The sequence below is a fragment of the Rhizobium sp. KNZ14-9A genome, from assembly GCF_056755015.1.
In genome coordinates, this window is record NZ_JBPGXB010000001.1 from 26,935 (window position 1) to 45,481 (window position 18,547).

An 18,547-nucleotide genomic window follows, 5' to 3' on the forward strand; every position below is an offset into this window, starting at 1 on the left:
ATGCCACTCGTTATTCTCACCGGAGCATCAGGGGCCGGCAAGACCACAATTGCGGAAGCGATCGAACACGGACACGGCCGGGAGTTCGGTGTTTTCTATAAGGACCGTATTGGCGTCCCGTCCGTGCAAGAAATGATCGATAGATTCGGTTCCGCCGAGGGATGGCAGAGAGCTGCTACACTCGAATGGATGGCGCGACTATCTCTGCTCTCGGCGCAAGGCCGGAGCGTTCTTTTTGAAGGCCAGTCACGATTTTCGTTTCTGCGGGAGGGCGCCGAACACGCGGGTATTACTTCCTACATTACGATCCTCGTCGATTGTGACGACGAAACGAGGGCCAGACGGCTTTCGGTCGATCGAGGCCAACCTGATCTTGCCAACACAGACATGATGAACTGGGCCGGCTTCCTTAGAAAAGAGGCTCTGGCATATGGGTGTGAAATTCTCGACACCTCGGCGTTGACCCTGGAACAAGCGATTGATCGCGTCCTTTGGTATTTGAGGGGCAATGTTTAACCTCGGACATGCGTGGCAAGCGCATAGACCGGCAACGTTCAGAATTGGGTCCTTAAATATCTAGCGTCTAGCTATTGGGCTAATCTGGGTGCGAGAAGCGGCACTTGATACTTGCCTGTCAGGATAAATTGCCGAGCTCGGCAGTTGCATCCTCTGCGCCGATCTCGGAATCGCACCGGAGCTTGAGCCGAGGCCGGATCATGCATCGTATCTGCAGTCGTGGTTATCGGTGCTTGCCAACGACAAGCGGGCGATCTTCCAGGCGGGCGGCCCATGCGCAACGGGCAGTCAGCTTTTTGCATTCGCTCCAGCCGGAAGCGGATGTGAAGGCTGCGGCCTGACGCTCAAGCGCGGTCGTCACGACCGGTGGCGGCCGCGTGGTCCGTATCACGCTGGGCGCAGGCTACCATTCCTGACCGAGGCAACTGCGGCGGGACGCCACTGCCATATCTCTTCCCGTCGGAGTTTCCGGCAACCCATCTGCGGGCTCGATGAGGCATGTCTGACCGGAGACCGGCTGCGCCTCGATCGTCTTCCCGCAACGACAATTCGCAGATTTCTTACCCCGGAAGGCTGCGCCCTCCTCCTCGCCCGCTAACAAATCTGCGACTTGCCGCCCTCCATTTCATTGCGGCCTTATCAGGTGCGGTCCGATCGTCCCCGGTCTTTGCGACAGCCATCGAGGCCGCGATGGGCGCGGGCCCGAATACGAGAAAAGGAATACGACAATGGCAACCATCGGCACCTTCACCTCCACCGAAAACGGCTTCACTGGCTCCATCCGCACTCTCGCCCTCAACGTCAAAGCCCGCATCGCCCGAGTCGAGAACCCCTCCGACAAGGGCCCGCAGTTCCGCGTCTACGCAGGTAGCGTTGAACTAGGCGCCGCCTGGCAGAAGACCTCCGGTGAGGGCCGCGACTACCTCTCGGTTAAACTCGACGATCCGAGCTTCCCGGCTCCGATCTACGCAACGCTCGCCGAGGTCGAAGGCGAAGACGGCCTCCAGCTCATCTGGTCCCGCCCGAACCGGGATTGATTGACATCACAAGGCTCCGCCATCGGCGGAGCCTTTTTCCTTATCGGAATGGGGACGCGCGATTAGCGCGCGTCGAACCTGGCGAGCATCTTGCGTAATTGCGCGTTCTGCTCGATAAGCTTCTTTGCAAGCTGGCGCCGCAACGCATCGACCTCAGCGTCAAGGTCAGCCATTTCATCCGCCAAAGATTTCGGGCCGGCAGCGACGGCAGGAGCGTCCTCGTCGGTCTGGGTGGTGGGAACCACAGGCTCGACGGCTGGATCAATCTTCTTTCGACGCGCCGGCGCTCGCTTCACCTGAGTTTCGGCAGCTTCGGTCGGCGTAGGAGCAGGCGAATTTTCCTTAGGCTGTTGTGGGGGAAGGAGAGCAGCAGGCTCCTCTTCGCCGACCTGGCCCGCAGGAGATTCCGCTGCAACTGGTGCCGCCGTTTCGGTGTCCGTCGAGCCAGCATCTGGGTCGGGCCGGCCTGCCTCGACCTGCGCCTCGGAGATGAATTCTACGGAGCGGTCGACTACGGTCGCGTCGAGGCCAGGTTGTTCCTCTTCGGGCGAAGGCTTGTATTCGAGAGCAATGGTCTCCGGCGCGACCGCGGGGCTCTCCTTATGGCTATCTGGTTTCGTTTTACGCGACACCAGGTCAGCCACAAATCTCCATGGTGTTCTCATCGCATTTACCTTCAAAGCATCGCGACGGGGAAATTGCCGCGGTCATTCATCGTCGCTAGGATCTCATTGATCTCGGCTCAATCAGGCGAAAGATCGGCGGCGCCATCGCATGGAAATGCTTGGCGCCGCTCAAACCAGAATTCAGCCCTTGCCAAGGCGCTTGCGCAGATCTGCATTCTCTGCGCGCAGCTTCTCCGAGAGCTCCTTGCGAAGCTGCTTGTTCTCTTCCTCAAGCTTGATGAGGTCGGCGATATCGTCGATGACGTCAACAGAGGTAGCGACCGGAGCGGAAGCAGCAGCTGCAACACGGGGCGCGCGACTGGCGGCCGCCTTCGGTGTAGCAACCGGCTTTTCCGCCTTGACCGGAACCACTTTGGAGCCGCGTTTGGCACGTGTCTTTTTGGCCGGCTTTTCTACCGGTGCAGAGGTAGCATCGACGGTGCTGACCTCAGTGACAGCTTTCGGCGTCCGTGGCTTGCGCGTCTTCTTCTCAACGGGGGTAGGGGCCGGCGTTTCTGTCGCGGCAGGTGCTTCAATCGTGGTTTCGTCGGCCATCAGTGTTCTCCTCTGTTAGGCCGCAAAGCTTTTGATTCGCCGTTACTTAAAGTCAATGCGGAAAGTGGTGTTTCGCGTGCATTCGGCGTTTGCCAGGCCGCCATCTCTACCGGGTAATCAAAGCCGGACCACGCATCGAGCGAGGTCGGCTTTTTTGGGCGCCATACGGCGAGAGGAAAAACCTGCTCAGTGTCCGATGATGATGCCCACGGGATTGCCGTCGTCAAGGATGAGCGGTGCCCCCAATTTCGAATTGGCAGCAGAGCCGCCAACACGAAATCGGCTCCCCCACTCCCCGGCGCTGCCGGTCGCTTCAGCGATCCCTGACATCGTCATTCCCTATCCGGCGTCGCTGATCGTCTTTCACATAGGAGATCAGACAATGACCTACGAAATCGAATGCCAGATCGAAGAACTTCGTGCCGAGCTGCGCAACGCCGTGCACCAGAACGAGCGCCGCGAGATTGCGGCCGAGTTGGCAAGCGCCGAGGCGAAGCTTGCGGAGGAGGAGGCAGCGTTTGAAGCGCTGATAGCCGTGGAGCCGCCACATTGACGGCGGCTTGGCGCCGCCGAAAGCAGACATTGACTTTCCAGGACGAAACGTCTGAGGTTTGACATGACAACGATTTAGTAGCTGGAAATGAAGGAGCAGCAGATGGCCAAAGCATATTGGGTTGCCACATATCGTTCTGTCACCAATCCCGATGCCCTGGCAGCTTACGCCAAGCTCAGCGGCCCTGCGATTGTGGCCGCCGGAGGGCGTATAATAGCGCGCGGTCTACCCGCACTGGTTTACGAAGAGGGACTTCACCAGCGAACGGTTCTGATCGAGTTCGATAGTGTTGAGCATGCTCAGACCGCTCATGACAGCCCAGCCTATCAAGAGGCCATGGCTTTGCTTGCGGGCGGCGTTGAACGGGACATCCGAATTGTGGAAGGGCTTTGATCTATTGCCAAGTCCCGAGCCGAGTCTGCGTGGATTCAATGAGTCACAGTTTCTACTCAGCTAGTCCCATTGGATAATGCAATCACTTAGTAAAGCGCTTGCTTTCCTGGCGTGTTGCTATCCCGCAGGTGAGAGACGGCTCAAGACGTAGACCGCACGCTTCGACCATTCGTCGAGAGGGTGTGTTGCTCGCCGATATGAGTTCATAGATATGGCTTGCTCCGAAGTTCCTGAAAACCTGATCGATCATCATTGGCGTTGACGGTCTTTCCAAGTCCTTGGCCGCGATGCGCCTCCGCCACGGCGACCAAACCACCCCATGCATACCTATGATAGGAGCTGTAGGCATTGTGCGGCATATATCCGTGCGCACTCGCCGCCGCTTTACCTTCTGCATCGCCGATCATAATTGTCGTCGCGCTGCCGATTACACCTGACAGCATCGAGCCGGAAAACGGCACGACACCTGCATCGGCCATCATCAATTGTAAGTCGCGTACCTGTTGGCTCTCAGGTTCCGTTGGTGTCGGCCACAGCGAATAGCCCGAAGGAAGTGGGCCAGCGGCTAGCGCTAAAGACGCCGCCAGCGCCGTTTCGCGATCCGCAAGAAAGACCTCCCAGGTGTCGAACCTTAATCCCCGAGCATTCAGTTCCGACCTGACGGCATCGACGTTAGCAGTGTCGATCAGGCGAAATCCAAAAAACCCGTCACGGTCGATGATCTCGCCTGATGCGGTCCCAACCGAATTGTTGAGGATCATCACACCCCATTGTTCGACCGGCTTGGCAGGCTCCAGGTGTGACGGAGATGAAACCATCGCTGCCCTCCGCTTGCGCCTGAAGTCGCTGCTGAATCTCGGTTCCGAAGTATCCCGCCATGAGTTCCCCCAATGACGAGAAGCTAACACCCTCTGGATGTTTTGCCAACTTAATGGAGAGCCTGGCAGTCTGCTTAGGGCGGAAAGGCGTCTTCGGCTTTGCGCCAAAGGGAGACATTACTGCATGGAGGTCGGAGGCTGGAATAGGCCGATAGGCGAGTGTCTGGTCGAATTGCAGATACAGAATCAGCTTCCGCTAATATGACAGCCGCCCGGCGGCGAAGTCGCGCGCGAGCGCGATAAAGGCCTGGAAGGCCGCGGAGGAATTTCGCCGATTATAATAATAGAGACACAGCGGCACCAGCGGCGGCGTCCACTCTTCGAGAATGCGCACAAGCCGTCCCGTTGCGATGTCTTCGCGGACATCGGTTTCCATGAAATAGCCGATCCCTACGCCGCTCGTTACCGCGATCCGCGCCAGGGATGCTTCATCAAGAGTGATCGGTCCTTCGACGTCGAGCTGCAGTTCATTGCCGTCCTTCTCGAACCGCCATCGGAGCAATGAACCATCGGGAAGTCGTCCGCGGACGCAGGGGTAAGAAAGCAGATCCTGCGGTATTTGCGGGATGGCGCGGTTCTCGAAAAAGGCGGGCGAGGCGGCAACCGCCATGCGCCGCATCTTACCCAGCGGTATGGCGATCGCGTCGCTGGGCACCAGATCCGCGCTGCGCACTCCCAGATCGAAGCCCGCCGCCACGACATCGACAAGCCGCCCCTCGGTGACGATGTCGATATGAACCTGCGGATAGAGCTTCAGATAGCTCAGGACCAGCGGCGCCATGATCTCGCGCGCCGCCGTCGCGAAGGCATTGATGCGCAAGATGCCGGACGGCGTCTCTTGTTGGGAGCGCGCCGTATTCATCGCTTTTTGGATGCCCTCGAGCGCTGGTTTGATCTGTGCGACGAAGATCCGCCCCGCATAGGTGAGCGAGACGCTGCGCGTGGTGCGATTGAATAATCGCACATCAAGCTCCCGCTCGAGCTTGCCCACCGCGTTGCTGATGGCCGTGGTCGACATGCTGAGATCGAGCGCCGCCGCTCGAAACGAGCCGCAGCGAACGATCGCGAGAACCGCTTCAAGTTCGATTAGCGAATGCCGAGTCATTGTCCTGATTTTCGCAATACGTCACGCCGATTTATCTTGCTTATCAGGAGAAAAGTCCATCGCTAACTTAGCTTCATCACCACTGAGGAGATGAACATGTCAATGAACCTACCCAAACCCATCGCCGATTATGTCGAGGCAAACGCCCATCTCGATATCGACGGCATGATGAAGCCCTTCCTGGATGACGCCGTCTTCATCGACAACGGCAAGCGTTACGAGGGGCTGGCTGAGATCCGCAAGCTACTCAAGGACGAAGCGATCGCGGTGAAGGCGATCTTCACGCCCGACACTGTTCGGGAAGAAGACGGCGATGTCGTGCTCGAAGGTCCCGCTCATGGGGACTTCCCGGGCAGCCCGATCCGCTTCACCTATCGCGTAACGCTGGCGAACGACGCCATAAAGAGCATGGAGACCACGGTATGAGCATCCAGGCAGATCCCAACGAGTTCGCTGGCAAGCGCGTGCTCGTCAGCGGCGGCACAAAAGGCCTGGGCCGCGCTACGGTCGAGCGTTTCCTCGCGGGCGGCGCCCGTGTAATCACGGCAGCCCGCACGATCAAGGATCCGATAGAGGGCGTTGAATATGTCCAGGCCGACTTGACGACTGCGGAGGGCGGCGAAGCGCTGGCCAAAGCGTCGCTTGAGCGACTGGGCGGGATCGACATTCTCGCCCATGTCATCGGTGGTTCGGCTATGCCGCCCGGCGGCTTTGTCGCGCTCACAGATGACCTCTGGCTCTCGGAGCTGAACTTGAACCTTCTAGCGACGGTTCGCCTTGATCGGCTCCTGATCCCTCAGATGATCGAGCGAGGCAATGGCGCAGTGGTTCACGTGACCTCGACCCAATCGAGGCTGCCTCTGCCTGAGTCCACCACCGCCTATGCCGCGGCCAAGGGAGCGCTGAGGACCTACAGCAAATCGATCTCCAAAGAACTGGGTCCAAAAGGTATCCGGGTCAACAACGTCTGCCCTGGCTGGATCATGACCGAGGGCGCTGTCGATCTCGTGAAAGGCATGCAGGCTAGCAATGGCGGCACGTACGAGGAAGCACGGCAAGCGGTTATGGCATGGATAGGTGGTATCCCGATCGGACGTGGAGCGGAGCCGTCTGAGGTCGCCGACCTCATCGCCTACCTTGCCTCCGACCGCGCTGCTGCGATCCATGGCGCCGAGTTCGTCATCGATGGCGGCACGATCAGGACCGTATAGGGTCGAACCCACGGCGTCCGCGAAATGGCGGGCGCCGTGGGTTCGACGATGCCTTGTCCTCATCGCCAGCGCACGTCATCGATCTCAATCTCTACTGGCAAATGATCGCCACAGCAGCCGATGACGGTCTTCCAGAATAACCTCTAAAAGGAGAAGAACATGCTTGACCACATCACTATCTCCGTACCGGATATCGAGCGCTCAAGTGCGTTCTACGAGCAGGCGCTGGCGCCGCTGGGGATAAAGCGCCTGGTGGCTTACGGTGGAACGGATGATGAGCCCGATCATTTCGGCTTCGGCAGTGAAAGCCCTTTTCTTTTTCTTGGTCAGGGCAAGCCGATCAGCGGCTACCTGCACATCGCACTGACTGCGCCCAATCGTGACGCTGTCGATGCATTCTATGAAGCGGCAATGGCCGCTGGCGGAACTAACAACGGACCTCCCGGCATCCGCTCACATTATCATTCCGGCTACTATGCTGCATTCGTCCTCACTCCCGATGGCTGCAATCTGGAGGCTGTCCATCATTCCTCCGATTAATACACCGGACGGGCGGCGGCACCCATGCCCAACCCGGAGATCCAGCCATGGTGACTAAAAGAGAGGCCTGATCGTGTCTGATACTTTTTCTTGCGAGCGCTGCAGTTGGGCCCAAACCGACCCGTTGATGCGGGACTATCACGATGCAGAATGGGGCGTCCCGCAACGCGATCCACGGATGCTGTGGGAAATGCTCATGCTGGAAGGGTTTCAGGCAGGACTTTCCTGGATCACTATCCTGCGCAAGCGTGAAGCCTTTCGGGCCGCCTTCGCAGATTTCGATCCAGTTAAGGTCGCTGCTTTCGGCGAAGGAGACGTCGAGCGACTGATGGCGGATCCTGGCATCGTGCGTGCCAGAGCCAAGATCCAAGCCCCCATCCAAGGCGCACAAATCTACTGCGGCATGCAAAATCGCGGCGAGGACTTCTCGGAATTCTGCTGGTCTTTCACGGGAGGTGCGCCTGTCCTTGGTGACGGAAAAAGCTGGGTAGCAAGGACATCTCTGTCTGAGACCATCTCCAAGGAATTGAAGCGGCGTGGCTTCAAGTTTGTCGGGCCGACGATCGTCTATGCTTGGATGCAGTTGGTCGGCATCGTCAACGATCATTCTGTCGGATGCTTCCGGCGCCACGGAGTCCAGCAAACCACGCACCAGGATGATCAAGTCTGACAACTCTCAATTTTGCGCGGGAAACACAATCAGGGGTGTGCAGATCCTCCCGATTATCCGTTTGATTGCCCTCAAGAGCAGGGGGCTGGCCATCTGTTTTGGGCTCCGGCCCCGCAGCACCGAACCTCAAACCAGATGAAAGGACCGACTATGTTTGCTGTCTATGCCAAGGAACCAAATCAGAACGACCCCATGGCCTCCCTCGTCTTGGGCGAGATGCCAGAACCAGTCATTGAGGAAGGCTGGTTGCGTGTTAAGATAACTCATGCCAGTCTCAATCGGCACGATGTCTTCACCCTACGCGGGCTCGTGGACGAAAAGCCCGTACCCTATCCTATGATCCTGGGCAACGATGGCGCCGGCCTGCTCGACGATGGAACGCCCGTCGTGATCTATCCGGTGATGGGGTCGGACGACTGGAAGGCGGATGAGACGATCGATCCGAACTGGCACATCTTCAGCGGGTGGCGTCGCCTTAACTGCCTGTTCGAAATGACTTGATATCGGGTTTTCATGACCGAAGCCCCTCTCGCCCACTTCAGACGCCACCGATTTCCCGCTGAGATCATTGCCCATGCCGTATGGCTCTATTATCGGTTCCCGCTCAGCTTCCGTGACATCGAAGATCTGCTCGCTGAGCGCGGCATCAACGTCTCATTCCAGACCGTCTCGGAATGGGCGGCGAAATTCGGCTTGAAATTTGCTCATCTGCTCCGGCACCGTTCACGAGGCCACTTTTCCGACAAGTGGCAGCTCGACGAGATGGTGGTGACGATCAAGGGAAAGAAATATTGGTTGTGGCGCGCCGTCGACGCGAACGGTTACGTGCTCGACGCCCTGCTGCAAAGCCAACGGAACAAGGCGGCCGCCTTAAAGCTGATGAGAAAGCTGCTCAAGCACCAGGGGACCGCCCCGCGCGTGATGGTGACCGACAAGCTGCGTTCCTATTCGGCCGCAAAATCCCAGTTGATGCCGCGCGTCGAACATCGCTCGCATAAGGGATTGAACAACCGAGCTGAGAACTCTCATCTTGTTGTGCGACGGCGAGAGCGACGCATGATGCGCTTCAAGTCCGCGCGACAATGTCAGCGTTTCGTCTCAACTCACGGCCCGATCGCCAATCTTTTTCTTCTTCACCGGAAATGGTTGTCCGCCGCGGACCATCGCCAGCTTCGCACTCCGCCATCTCCATGTGGCGTGAAATCGCTGGCTCAATCGCTGCCTGAAGTACGCGAAACACGTCCTCACCGCGCGCTCGAAACCGTTAAGGCGACGCCACCCTTGCGGCCTATTCTCTCGACCGTTATACTGTTTTTGAAAAACGGTATAACGCCGGAGCCAAGCCTATGAAGCCCATGGACCTCATGTATCAGACGATGCTCGCCGAGCTAGGTCAGCGCTCGCTCGACGCCGCTTGGACGGCCGATTTCCCTCCGGAAGGTCGGTTCACCCCGGCGAACATCAAAGGGCGCAAGTACTGGTACTTCGACATCCCAGATGGACATGGTGGCACGAAACGTCGTTACGTCGGTTCTGCTGATGATCCGGATATCGCGCAGCGCGTAGCTGATCATAAGCGGGACAAGGACGATCTACGCGCTCGCAGGCGCTTGGTAAATACCCTCACCCGCGAAGGCGGGATGATTGCCCCTGACGCCATGTCGGGCGACATCGTCGAGGCTCTTGCCGATGGCGGTCTTTTCCGGCTCCGGGGTGTTCTCATCGGCACGGTAGCCTTTCAGTGCTATTCGGGACTGCTGGGGGTCCGGCTTCCCATGGCTGCAATCCTGACGGGCGATGCGGACATCGCCCAGGACTATGCCATCAGTCGGGAGGTTGAAGACAGCCTACCCCCGATCGTTGAGCTGCTGCAGGGCGTCGACGCCAGCTTCCGGCCAGTTCCGCATCGATCGGGGTCCGCGGCCTCGTCGGCGTTTCAGAATGCGGACGGCTACCGGGTCGAATTCCTGACGTCTAACCGCGGTTCGGATGACTACATCGACCAGCCGGCGAAGATGCCCGCCCTTGGTGGCGCCAGCGCGGATCCATTACGCTTTCTCGACTTCCTCATAAGGGAACCTGTCAGGACAATGCTGCTCCACCGAAGTGGTGTCCCAGTTGTCGTCCCTGATCCGTCCCGCTATGCGGTCCACAAGCTCATCGTCGCCAGTCGCCGACACACTGACGGGCAGGGGCCGGCAAAGCAAGAGAAGGACATTCGTCAAGCTGCGTTGCTCTTTGAAGCCCTGCAGCAGACAAGGCGATCTGCTGACTTGGCGTTCGTCTACAACGAAGCATGGGAGCGCGGGCCCGCGTGGCAAGAAGGTATTCGAACCGGGGCGGGAATGCTACCGGCACAAGATGCCGAGCGGTTCAGCGCGGTCCTGGTCGAGGGCGCAAAAAAAATCCGCGAAGAAATTGAACTTCCGTTTGGGGAATAGGCCGTCCTCGGCTTCGAAAGCCAAGCAGTTGATTTCATTCGAAGTGGAGACAAATCTGGTGCCGAGAGTTCGAGTCCGCTCAAGGCGGCCATTTATCTCGATTGCCCATGAGCGTTACCTGCTGGCCGTTGCCAAGGAGAGCCCAATATCGCTGAAGAGCGAGATCGACATCGATCTCGTATCAGATACACCATTAGGTGCGCCGTGTGATCGCGACTGGTTTCTTCACCGCGTGCATAGAGGTCAAATGCTTCTGGGGTCACACCGATCTGATAACCAACATATCTCAGCACGACAGCAGACGGACTTCTTCTCAACACGCGGCCTGGGTGTCGCATCAAACAAAGTTGAATGGCAAAACCGAGCCGATTGTGATCACGCCTCCGCAAATCCGGATTGCGCCTCGTGATGGGAGCGTCGCATGCGAGGATTGTCTTCCCGGTGAGAAGTGGTTGTGTTTCACTTCCTGTGTTGTTTGATCGATGACGGCGAAGATTATGCCTCCTCGGAACTATCGGGCCCGACAGGGATCGTCATGTCCCGCGCGTGTTCGCGGGCCAGAGCAAGGAAAGCTCTCATGCCGGCCGAAAGATTTCGACGACCAGGATAGTAGAGACACAGCCCCGGAAAAGGTGGTGTCCAATCCTCCAGAACGCGGACGAGCCGCCTCGTGTCGATGTCTGCGATGATGTCCTGCTCTAGGAAAAAACCAATACCGATACCGTCAAGAACCGCGGTCCTCGCAAGGCTTGCCTCGTCGAGCACGATTGGACCCCGTACATCGATCTGAACTGCCTCGCCATCCTTCTCAAATCTCCAGCGAAACAAGGCTCCGTCGGGCAGGCGCACGCGAATACACTTGTGATAAAGCAGATCCGGAGGGACAAGCGGTCTGCCGCGATCGGAGAAATACTCGCGGGAGCCCACGACGGCGTATCGCTGGGGGTGCCCGAGCGCAACGGCAATCATGTCGGTGGGAATGAGGCCGGCTACTCTGACGCCCATATCAAAACCGTCGGCAACGATATCGACCAATCTGCCTTCCGTGACCAGATCGACAGTCATGTCGGGATAACGACGAAGAAACTCCAGTACAAGCGGCATGATGCTGCGCGCCGCAAACGGCGCAGCATTTATGCGTATCGTTCCAGAGGGCGTATCGCGTTGCGATCGAACGATATCCAACCCGTCAAAGAGATCCTGAAGCGGCCGGCCGATCTGCTCTACGAACAATTTGCCCGCATCGGTGAGCGAAACGCTCCGCGTCGTGCGATTGAACAGACGAACGCCGAGACCGGCCTCGAGCTTGCCGATCGAATTGCTGAGGGCGGTTGTCGATATGCCGAGATCAATGGCAGCGGCGCGAAAAGTTCCGCGCCGCGCGATGGCGACAACAGCACGCAAGTCGTTGAGGCTAAGGTGGTTCATTGTCCCGTTTTTCGCAATTCAACATCCCCGATTATCCCGCTTATCTATGCGGTACAGGAGTACTATGTATCAAGGGCGGAAGAGAACAACGAGGAGAATTCCAATGGATCTGCCGGGCACCGTTAGAGCCTGTTCGACGCCTAAGATCGTAACGACGCAGGCGCCCTGACCGGGGCCTTTTGCGATTGCGGCGCGGTCATGGATGAGGGCGCCGGCAATCAGGTTGTAAGTGATCCGCACCGGGTGGCTGGCCGCAAAGTCAAAGGTTCAACACGTCGCTGATCAATCGAGGCCGCGGGTGACGACAACAGCATTCGGGTTGGCGCACGCGTCGGTGGCCATATCCAGGACATTGATAATTCTGGACTACGCCTTCACCACAGAAAATAGCAGAATCAACAAGTTGGAGATCTAATGGTAGAGTTCGTTACGCTGCGCGGCAAGCGCGCCCTGGTCACCGCCGGGACGAAGGGAGCGGGCGCCGCCGTCGTCGACCTGTTTCGCGATTTGGGAGCGCAGATTCTGACAACGGCCCGCACGCGCGCCGACACGGTGTCGGAAGAAGAGTTCATCGAGGCCGACCTCACCACGGATGAAGGCTGCGCAACAGTCGCGCAGGCTGCCCGTGAGCGCCTCGGATCCATCGATATCATCGTTCACATGCTGGGCGGCTCTTCAGCGCCGGGCGGTGGGTTTGCAGCGTTGACGGATGCTCAATGGGATAAGGAACTGTCTCTCAACCTGTTCCCTGCCATCCGGCTTGACCGACATCTCGTTCCGCACATGATCGAGCGAGGAAGCGGCGTGGTCGTGCATGTCTCGTCGATCCAGAGACTGATGCCGCTCCCGGAAGCGACGACCGCATATGCCTCGGCGAAAGCTGCGCTTTCGGCTTACAGCAAGGCTCTGTCGAAAGAGGTGTCTCCGAAGGGCGTGCGCGTCGTGCGGGTTTCGCCGGGCTGGATCGAAACGGAAGCATCGGTCAGACTCGCCGAACGTCTGGCAGAGCAGGCAGGAACGGACTATGAAGGCGGCAAGAAGATGATCATGGACAGCCTGGGCGGGATACCGCTGGGCCGCCCGGCAAAGCCGCAGGAGGTAGCCGACCTCGTCGCCTTCCTGTCATCCGATCGAGCTTCATCGATCACAGGGACTGAACACATCATCGATGGCGGAACCGTCCCAACCGTTTAAACTTTGAGAGGCTCGGTGGGCATATTGCCCGCCGAGCCGGCTATATGCCGATACCAAATGTGATGCCAGGTCCGCATCGCGACCTGTCCCGCCGCCGGGAACACATGCGCCGCTTATCGGCGGACGCCCGTTTCGAATGTCGTCCTGCGCCGATCATCGCGGCGCGCCCACTCGCGCACAGCCGTCGCCGCACAACACTCCGTTGGCGGCCGCCGATTGACTATCAGCATCGGCATCCCGGCAGTGCCCCTCGATATGCAAGCGCGCAGCCTTCCCTGCGGTCCGCCGCGGCGCAGGCGCGCCTTCACCCTCGAACTGCCTTGCGGCATCAACTCCGTCCTCGGCGCCGGCAACCTCGGCAGCCGGTCGCATGGCGAAGCTGCCTACCACTCCTGATCACAGGGGTTTGCGGCGCCCGGCACAAGGGCGCCGCTGGACACGTCAATCGACGTACCTCGTTCGCCGAACGCTCCGTCAGCGGAGCGGCGATGTCACAAGGCCGCCGCTCCCCGGCAGGAATGGCCATTGAAGCGCCAAGCACAGAAGCGGCCAGCGTCAGGGGCTGTTGCTCATATTGGCCGTCCCGGACCCTGTCTTCAACCACAAACAGCGCATGTCGCTGTTGGCAGAATATCGCAATGGCGCACGCATCGATTTCCTTGCAACCAAATATGGCGTGCACAGATCCTATCCACGGCAATTGTTCAAGCGCTACGCACAAAGGCTTCCGTCGGCCAAGGAAAAGAGCCGCCGACAGCATCAAAAGAGAGGCTGGAGCGGACCTCGTGACCGATTTGATGCGGTCGAACCTGTCCTATAAGCCCCGCGTCGGTCCGGTCGCAGGACTGCAGCGCATGAGGGGCGGATTCATCGATCGAGAGGCGACCACGTAAAGGCTCTCACAGTCGATGAAACATGGCTGTCCTCAGGAACGGCTCGCTTTCAACGTTGCCCGAGACGGAGACGTGATTTTCATCGGCAGGTCGGATCACAGAGATAATATGGTTGTTGATCCTCCTCAGGTCGCGCAACAGGTCAAGATGGAGTGCGCTCGTCTCAATATGCTGGTCGCATCCGTCGCGAATCCGCTCGATTTGACCTTCCGCCGCGTGTTTCTCCAGGTGTTCGACCTTGCTGTGTGCGCGGACCAGCGAACTGACGAGGCTGACCTGGTGCGTTGCAAAGAATGTTTGCGCCATGTGTAGATTCTCGATTGTGAGGCAGAAGAGCGTCTTCAACCGCTCATAGTCTTGCGGCGAGAATCTCAGCCCCAACGACGCCTTTCGGGAGACCTGAGGCAGCAGGACTTTTTCGATGATGTCACCGATATGTTCCAAATTGATTGCGTAATTGATGATCATCAGAGAACGCTGACTATCATTCTTGTCGAGTCCCGCTCGCCCGAGTTCGGATAGAAAGGCCTTGACCGCTTGCTGCAGCGTGTCCACCTGCGCCTCCAGAAGAGAAATCTCGGAAAGCTTGGAAAGGTCGTTACTTTCAAATGCTTCGCATGTTTTGACGAGCATTCTCTCCACGAGGTCACCGATGCCCAATGTCTCTCGTGTCGCATTCACAAGAGCAACCGAAGGTATGGTCCGCCTGTTCGCCACAAGAAACCGAGGCTTATCCGGCCCTGTCTCGTCATCCGGCACGAGGCGACATGTCAACTTCGACAAAAGCGATACAAATGGCCACGCAAGGACGGCTGTGACGACGTTGAACATGAGGTGGACATTCATGGGAAGTTCGGATGGGACAGCGCTCACCACATCGGTGACATATTCGGTCAACGGCAGGAAGATGACGCAGCCTAACGAACGCACGAGGAAATTGCCAAGCAGCGCGCGTTTGACCGAAGGCGAACTCTTGTGGGATGCGACAACCGGCAGAAGCGCTCCACCGAAATTGGCGCCCAGGACGAGGGTAGTAACGAGGCTTGCCGACAGAAGTCCCGTCGAGGCCAGGGAAAGGATGAGAACGATCGCTGCCAGGCTCGAAGACGACAGGAGTGCAATGCTTGCCGAGACGAGGAAGGCGAGCGGCCATGCGTTGTCCAGCACAATGATGAACCTCACCAGTTCCGGCGATCGCCGCATCGGCTCTGTCGCAATCCCCACCAGTTGCAGCGACAGCAGCATCAGGCCGACCCCGATCAACGCAAGTCCACCTGCGCGTCGTCTCGGCGAACTACCCCTGTAGGCGAAAAGGCCCGCAAAAATCAAAAGAGGCGAGGGCCAGTCCACGCCACTTGCGACAACCCATGCGGTTGCGGCAGTGCCGATATTGGCCCCCAGGAGAGCAACTTGCGCCATGCGGGGTGCAACGATTCGACGCTCGACGAAGGAAGCAACCATCAACGCCGTCCCAGTCGAGCTTTGCAGTGCAATGGTCGCGACAAACCCGGATATGAAGGAGCGCAATTCGCTGCTCGTGCCTTTGGCGAGACCTTTACTAAGGTTGGCGCCGAAAGCTCGTTGCATACCATCCTTTACTTGGGCGAGGCCAAATACCAGCAGGGCAACAGCGCCTAACAAATTTATCGTTATGATCGTGGACGCCATCTTTTCCTCTTGAAAATGTGCAAGACGAGGATTGCGACGTCCCCTGACCGCACGCGACTAGGGCTGTCGGTCGCCGGCAACGCAATGTTCCGCCGGATGTGACAGCCATGTACACAGCCCGCCGTATCTCGGCAGCCGCGATGCCCGAAACATCGCGCGGCCAAACTGCAGCAATGTTTTACGCTGCACTGATGCGGTTTTAGATGAAGTCGGTTGTAACCGAATGGCATGGGAGCGTTCGAGCACTTACACAAACGCATGCTACGTTCGATAAGACGGGGTGCCGCTCCTGCATGTCACATAAGGCAGGCTTGTTTTTCGCTTAGCAGATAATAGCGGCAATGACGTTGGACACCCGCCTCTTGACCGGTGTTAAAGACTTTACCGTGCACCTTTTCAGCGCGCGGTCCGTTGCCGACGCGACAGACCGGAGAGGCCATCCGAATTGATTTTCGCCGCGACTATTCGCAACTCAAAGCGTCGCGGCGCCTCACACGCGAGCGCAGAAAGGGGCAGCTTCCACGCATTACTACCCGCCTACTCTCTAGTTGAAATCGCTTAGCGGTACGGTTCATGGCGGGCGCTGTACCCGAAGCCTATTGGCATCGAGTCAGCGTATGCCTGACCTGCAGGCTCTAATTTCAAGCTGCTACAAAATTCGCCGGAAACGGCTGCTTGGTCGGCTTCATTTTTGATCGCCGGGCCGGTCGTTACAGTCTGACGATCAAATCCGGACCATCGCCCAGCTGCGTACGTGATCTGGTCGCGCGCCAGGCCAATATCCTTCAGCAAATGATCGGATAAGGTAAGAAGGTTAGATCGAACTCTGTCGTGCTCTCGCAGAAGCCTTTGTCGTTCGATATGAGCACGCACATGGGCGGCTATCGTGTGCAGCAAGCCCGCGCTTGTGCGTTTGGAAACATTGCCCGAAATCTTGGTACTGGCGTGGCGTGACGTCATTTCAGTGTTCCCAGGTTGGTTCGATCAATCGCCGGCTCGCTGCCGACGGTTGCAAAATCGTCGCGATTCGTACCGCTGCAGTTTCAGAAACGGGACCAAGCGTTTCAGTCGAAACAAGGTGAAATCCTGCGACAGGCCGCCACGACACTATTTCTGCTTTGCTGCTTTTTCCGCAAGCTGCTTGCGATATTCAGGCACAGGCACACCACCGACACCCCAGTTTTCCATCTCGACTTCATCAATGACGACAAAGGTGCTGTCGTGCGGCTTGCCGAGGATATCGAAGAGCAGATCGCTGACGCCTTTAATCAGGGCGGCTTTCTGCTCCGGCGTCGTGCTGGTTGCGCCCGGAGCCGTGCCTTCACGCGTCACTTTGATATTCACATAAGGCATTGTCGTTCTCCTTGAAGGACGGGCGCTATGGAGCGCTCCGTCCGTTGCCTATTCTCTCGGCTTACCAGCGACCGGCATGCTGGCCGCCATCGACATTCAGCGTCTCGCCGGTGACGAAGCCGACACGCTCCGGATAAAGCACGGGATCGACGGTCTGACCCCCGCCCATGCCGGCGCGCTGTGTGGCTTCCTAGCGTGCCCAGCTGACGCAGAAGCTGCTGGGAGTGCGAATGAAGAGGTGGCCGCCAAACACTGGCAAATCTTCCAGCCGAAGCTTTGGCAGCCGCGCTGCGAAAACGGCAAGGACCTCTTCAAGCTCGGCGCGGGCGAGATGATCGGCAACGCACCGATGCGCACCGGCGCCGAATGCAAGATGAAGCCTCGGAAGGTCGTCGCGACGAATATCGAATGTGTTCGGGCGCTTGAATACTCTTTCATCACGCAGCGCGGACATTGTCGACAGGATGACGAGACAGTTGGCGGGAAGGGTAATTTCCTGAACATCAACAGGCTCGGCGGTCGCGCGCACCAGGCCCGCGATACCCGGTTCATAGCGCATGACTTCGCTTACCGCGCCCGGGACGAGGCTGGCATCGCTACAGACCGAATCCCATTGACTGCGATGCTGCAGCAGAAGCGAGATCTGCGCCGCGAGCGAAGCGCGGACCGATTCAGTACCACCCAGGATCAGCTGGATTATCTGGACGACGATCTCGATCGGAGCCAAACCTTCCGCCTCGCCTGCCGCCTTCACGGCGGAGAGGAAATCCGACGATGCGCTCTCGGTCTTTTCACGCAACTTCAATTCTAGATAATCACGCAGATATTCGGCCGCGGCCGAAGACACGGCGATGTCGGCATCCGTCGAAGCCGGGGCGAAAAACCTTCCCAGTTCTTCAACGCGGCTTAAAAAACGCTCCCGGTCATTCGCCTCCACCCCCAGTAGACCGGCGAGCGCCAGTATCGGGATCGGGTTTGCAAACTGACTAACGAATTCTGCGCTCCCGTTCGCGTATACGGCATCGATCAGGTTTTCCGTGGCTGCGCGTACATGGCTTCGCAGATCGCTGACCAATACGGTTACTAATGCGCGAGATATGATAGATCGATGCCCTTGGTGCTTGGCGCCATTCGCAGTCAGCATACCGAGTCCGAAAATGTCATGAAGTACGCCCGACGCCACGCCACGCGATTCCGGCAATGCCGTCCCCGTGGAGACGACGCGCGGATCGGAACTCAGTCTCAACACATCATCGTGACGGAGAACGAACTTGCCGCCCCCTTCGTAATCGACGCAGGGGCTAACCGCGCGCCAGCGCTCGAAAGCAGCGTGGGGATTGGCGTTTAATTCGGCAAGTGTCAGCATGATATCTCCATTCCCGTGGCGACTGATGACGACCGCATAATAACGTATGCGAGGTTGGAAGTATCATATCTATCAATTTTA

At 58.3% G+C, this 18,547-nt stretch carries 21 protein-coding genes and 3 pseudogenes; 14 read left to right on the plus strand and 10 right to left on the minus strand.

From position 1 onward, the window contains the following. From ACR9ZQ_RS00140 to ACR9ZQ_RS00150, 3 genes and pseudogenes are all read left to right on the plus strand, one after another. Complete coding sequence (locus ACR9ZQ_RS00140; RefSeq protein WP_481426471.1) at positions 1–516, plus strand: AAA family ATPase; 516 nt, start codon at positions 1–3, stop codon at positions 514–516. Positions 517–643: 127 nt separating this feature from the next. Then, a pseudogene (locus tag ACR9ZQ_RS00145) lies at positions 644–857 on the plus strand (zincin-like metallopeptidase domain-containing protein); the annotation flags it as partial. A gap of 387 nt (positions 858–1,244) precedes the next feature. Beyond that, positions 1,245–1,553: a DUF736 domain-containing protein gene (locus ACR9ZQ_RS00150; RefSeq protein ID WP_003585013.1), complete on the plus strand. Its 309-nt coding sequence runs from the start codon at positions 1,245–1,247 to the stop codon at positions 1,551–1,553. 62 nt (positions 1,554–1,615) lie between these two features. Here ACR9ZQ_RS00150 and ACR9ZQ_RS00155 read toward each other — a convergent pair whose 3' ends face one another. After that, positions 1,616–2,197 carry a hypothetical protein gene (locus tag ACR9ZQ_RS00155; RefSeq protein ID WP_481426472.1) on the minus strand — a complete coding sequence of 194 codons (582 nt, stop codon included), beginning with the start codon at positions 2,195–2,197 and terminating at the stop codon, positions 1,616–1,618. A gap of 162 nt (positions 2,198–2,359) precedes the next feature. Next, complete coding sequence (locus ACR9ZQ_RS00160; protein WP_481426473.1) at positions 2,360–2,773, minus strand: SyrB-like regulator; 414 nt, start codon at positions 2,771–2,773, stop codon at positions 2,360–2,362. 382 nt (positions 2,774–3,155) lie between these two features. Between ACR9ZQ_RS00160 and ACR9ZQ_RS00165 the strand changes: the two genes are divergently transcribed. After that, complete coding sequence (locus ACR9ZQ_RS00165; protein ID WP_481426474.1) at positions 3,156–3,326, plus strand: hypothetical protein; 171 nt, start codon at positions 3,156–3,158, stop codon at positions 3,324–3,326. 102 nt (positions 3,327–3,428) lie between these two features. Further along, on the plus strand, positions 3,429–3,719 hold the full coding sequence (locus tag ACR9ZQ_RS00170; RefSeq protein WP_481426475.1) for a DUF1330 domain-containing protein: 291 nt from the start codon (positions 3,429–3,431) through the stop codon (positions 3,717–3,719). Between the two features lie 203 nt (positions 3,720–3,922). On the opposite strand, the gene ACR9ZQ_RS00175 is transcribed toward ACR9ZQ_RS00170, so the two are convergent. Then, a complete protein-coding gene (locus ACR9ZQ_RS00175; protein ID WP_481426476.1) occupies positions 3,923–4,537 on the minus strand; it encodes a hypothetical protein in 615 nt (204 codons plus the stop codon). Between the two features lie 256 nt (positions 4,538–4,793). After that, the gene (locus ACR9ZQ_RS00180) at positions 4,794–5,702 is read right to left on the minus strand and encodes a LysR family transcriptional regulator (protein ID WP_481426477.1); all 909 of its coding nucleotides are present in this window, start codon (positions 5,700–5,702) and stop codon (positions 4,794–4,796) included. A gap of 96 nt (positions 5,703–5,798) precedes the next feature. Between ACR9ZQ_RS00180 and ACR9ZQ_RS00185 the strand changes: the two genes are divergently transcribed. The 7 genes and pseudogenes from ACR9ZQ_RS00185 to ACR9ZQ_RS00215 all read left to right on the plus strand — a co-directional run bounded on the left by ACR9ZQ_RS00185 (position 5,799) and on the right by ACR9ZQ_RS00215 (position 10,564). After that, a complete protein-coding gene (locus ACR9ZQ_RS00185) occupies positions 5,799–6,128 on the plus strand; it encodes a nuclear transport factor 2 family protein (RefSeq protein ID WP_481426478.1) in 330 nt (109 codons plus the stop codon). Beyond that, entirely contained in the window at positions 6,125–6,913 is a 789-nt protein-coding gene (locus tag ACR9ZQ_RS00190; RefSeq protein WP_461523097.1) for an SDR family oxidoreductase, read from the plus strand. Before ACR9ZQ_RS00185 ends, ACR9ZQ_RS00190 begins: the two co-directional genes overlap by 4 nt. Positions 6,914–7,072: 159 nt before the next feature. Then, positions 7,073–7,453 (plus strand): VOC family protein, encoded by a 381-nt coding sequence (locus ACR9ZQ_RS00195; RefSeq protein ID WP_481426479.1) that lies wholly within the window; start codon positions 7,073–7,075, stop codon positions 7,451–7,453. A 73-nt stretch (positions 7,454–7,526) separates the two neighbouring features. Next, positions 7,527–8,123 (plus strand): DNA-3-methyladenine glycosylase I, encoded by a 597-nt coding sequence (locus ACR9ZQ_RS00200; RefSeq protein ID WP_481426480.1) that lies wholly within the window; start codon positions 7,527–7,529, stop codon positions 8,121–8,123. A 150-nt stretch (positions 8,124–8,273) separates the two neighbouring features. Further along, entirely contained in the window at positions 8,274–8,624 is a 351-nt protein-coding gene (locus tag ACR9ZQ_RS00205; RefSeq protein WP_481426481.1) for a hypothetical protein, read from the plus strand. Positions 8,625–8,636: 12 nt separating this feature from the next. Further along, positions 8,637–9,349, plus strand: a pseudogene (locus ACR9ZQ_RS00210) (IS6 family transposase). A 120-nt stretch (positions 9,350–9,469) separates the two neighbouring features. Next, on the plus strand, positions 9,470–10,564 hold the full coding sequence (locus tag ACR9ZQ_RS00215; RefSeq protein ID WP_481426482.1) for a nucleotidyltransferase family protein: 1,095 nt from the start codon (positions 9,470–9,472) through the stop codon (positions 10,562–10,564). A gap of 182 nt (positions 10,565–10,746) precedes the next feature. Here ACR9ZQ_RS00215 and ACR9ZQ_RS00220 read toward each other — a convergent pair. After that, positions 10,747–10,959: pseudogene (locus tag ACR9ZQ_RS00220) on the minus strand (DUF4158 domain-containing protein); the annotation flags it as partial. A 100-nt stretch (positions 10,960–11,059) separates the two neighbouring features. Then, the gene (locus ACR9ZQ_RS00225; protein WP_481426483.1) at positions 11,060–11,992 is read right to left on the minus strand and encodes a LysR family transcriptional regulator; all 933 of its coding nucleotides are present in this window, start codon (positions 11,990–11,992) and stop codon (positions 11,060–11,062) included. A 414-nt stretch (positions 11,993–12,406) separates the two neighbouring features. On the opposite strand from ACR9ZQ_RS00225, the gene ACR9ZQ_RS00230 reads away from it, so the two are divergent. Both ACR9ZQ_RS00230 and ACR9ZQ_RS00235 read left to right on the plus strand, forming a co-directional pair. Next, a complete protein-coding gene (locus ACR9ZQ_RS00230; protein ID WP_481426484.1) occupies positions 12,407–13,186 on the plus strand; it encodes an SDR family oxidoreductase in 780 nt (259 codons plus the stop codon). A gap of 216 nt (positions 13,187–13,402) precedes the next feature. Continuing rightward, entirely contained in the window at positions 13,403–13,582 is a 180-nt protein-coding gene (locus ACR9ZQ_RS00235; RefSeq protein WP_481426485.1) for a hypothetical protein, read from the plus strand. 503 nt (positions 13,583–14,085) lie between these two features. Here ACR9ZQ_RS00235 and ACR9ZQ_RS00240 read toward each other — a convergent pair. The 4 genes from ACR9ZQ_RS00240 to ACR9ZQ_RS00255 form a co-directional block, all read right to left on the minus strand. After that, the gene (locus ACR9ZQ_RS00240) at positions 14,086–15,747 is read right to left on the minus strand and encodes a Na/Pi cotransporter family protein (protein WP_481426486.1); all 1,662 of its coding nucleotides are present in this window, start codon (positions 15,745–15,747) and stop codon (positions 14,086–14,088) included. 558 nt (positions 15,748–16,305) lie between these two features. Next, the gene (locus tag ACR9ZQ_RS00245; protein ID WP_481426487.1) at positions 16,306–16,707 is read right to left on the minus strand and encodes a DUF1127 domain-containing protein; all 402 of its coding nucleotides are present in this window, start codon (positions 16,705–16,707) and stop codon (positions 16,306–16,308) included. Positions 16,708–16,854: 147 nt separating this feature from the next. Continuing rightward, positions 16,855–17,100, minus strand: a complete 246-nt coding sequence (locus tag ACR9ZQ_RS00250; protein WP_113322707.1) for a tautomerase family protein — start codon at positions 17,098–17,100, stop codon at positions 16,855–16,857. A 190-nt stretch (positions 17,101–17,290) separates the two neighbouring features. Next, positions 17,291–18,466 carry a cytochrome P450 gene (locus ACR9ZQ_RS00255; protein WP_481426488.1) on the minus strand — a complete coding sequence of 392 codons (1,176 nt, stop codon included), beginning with the start codon at positions 18,464–18,466 and terminating at the stop codon, positions 17,291–17,293. Between the last annotated feature and the right edge of the window lie 81 nt (positions 18,467–18,547).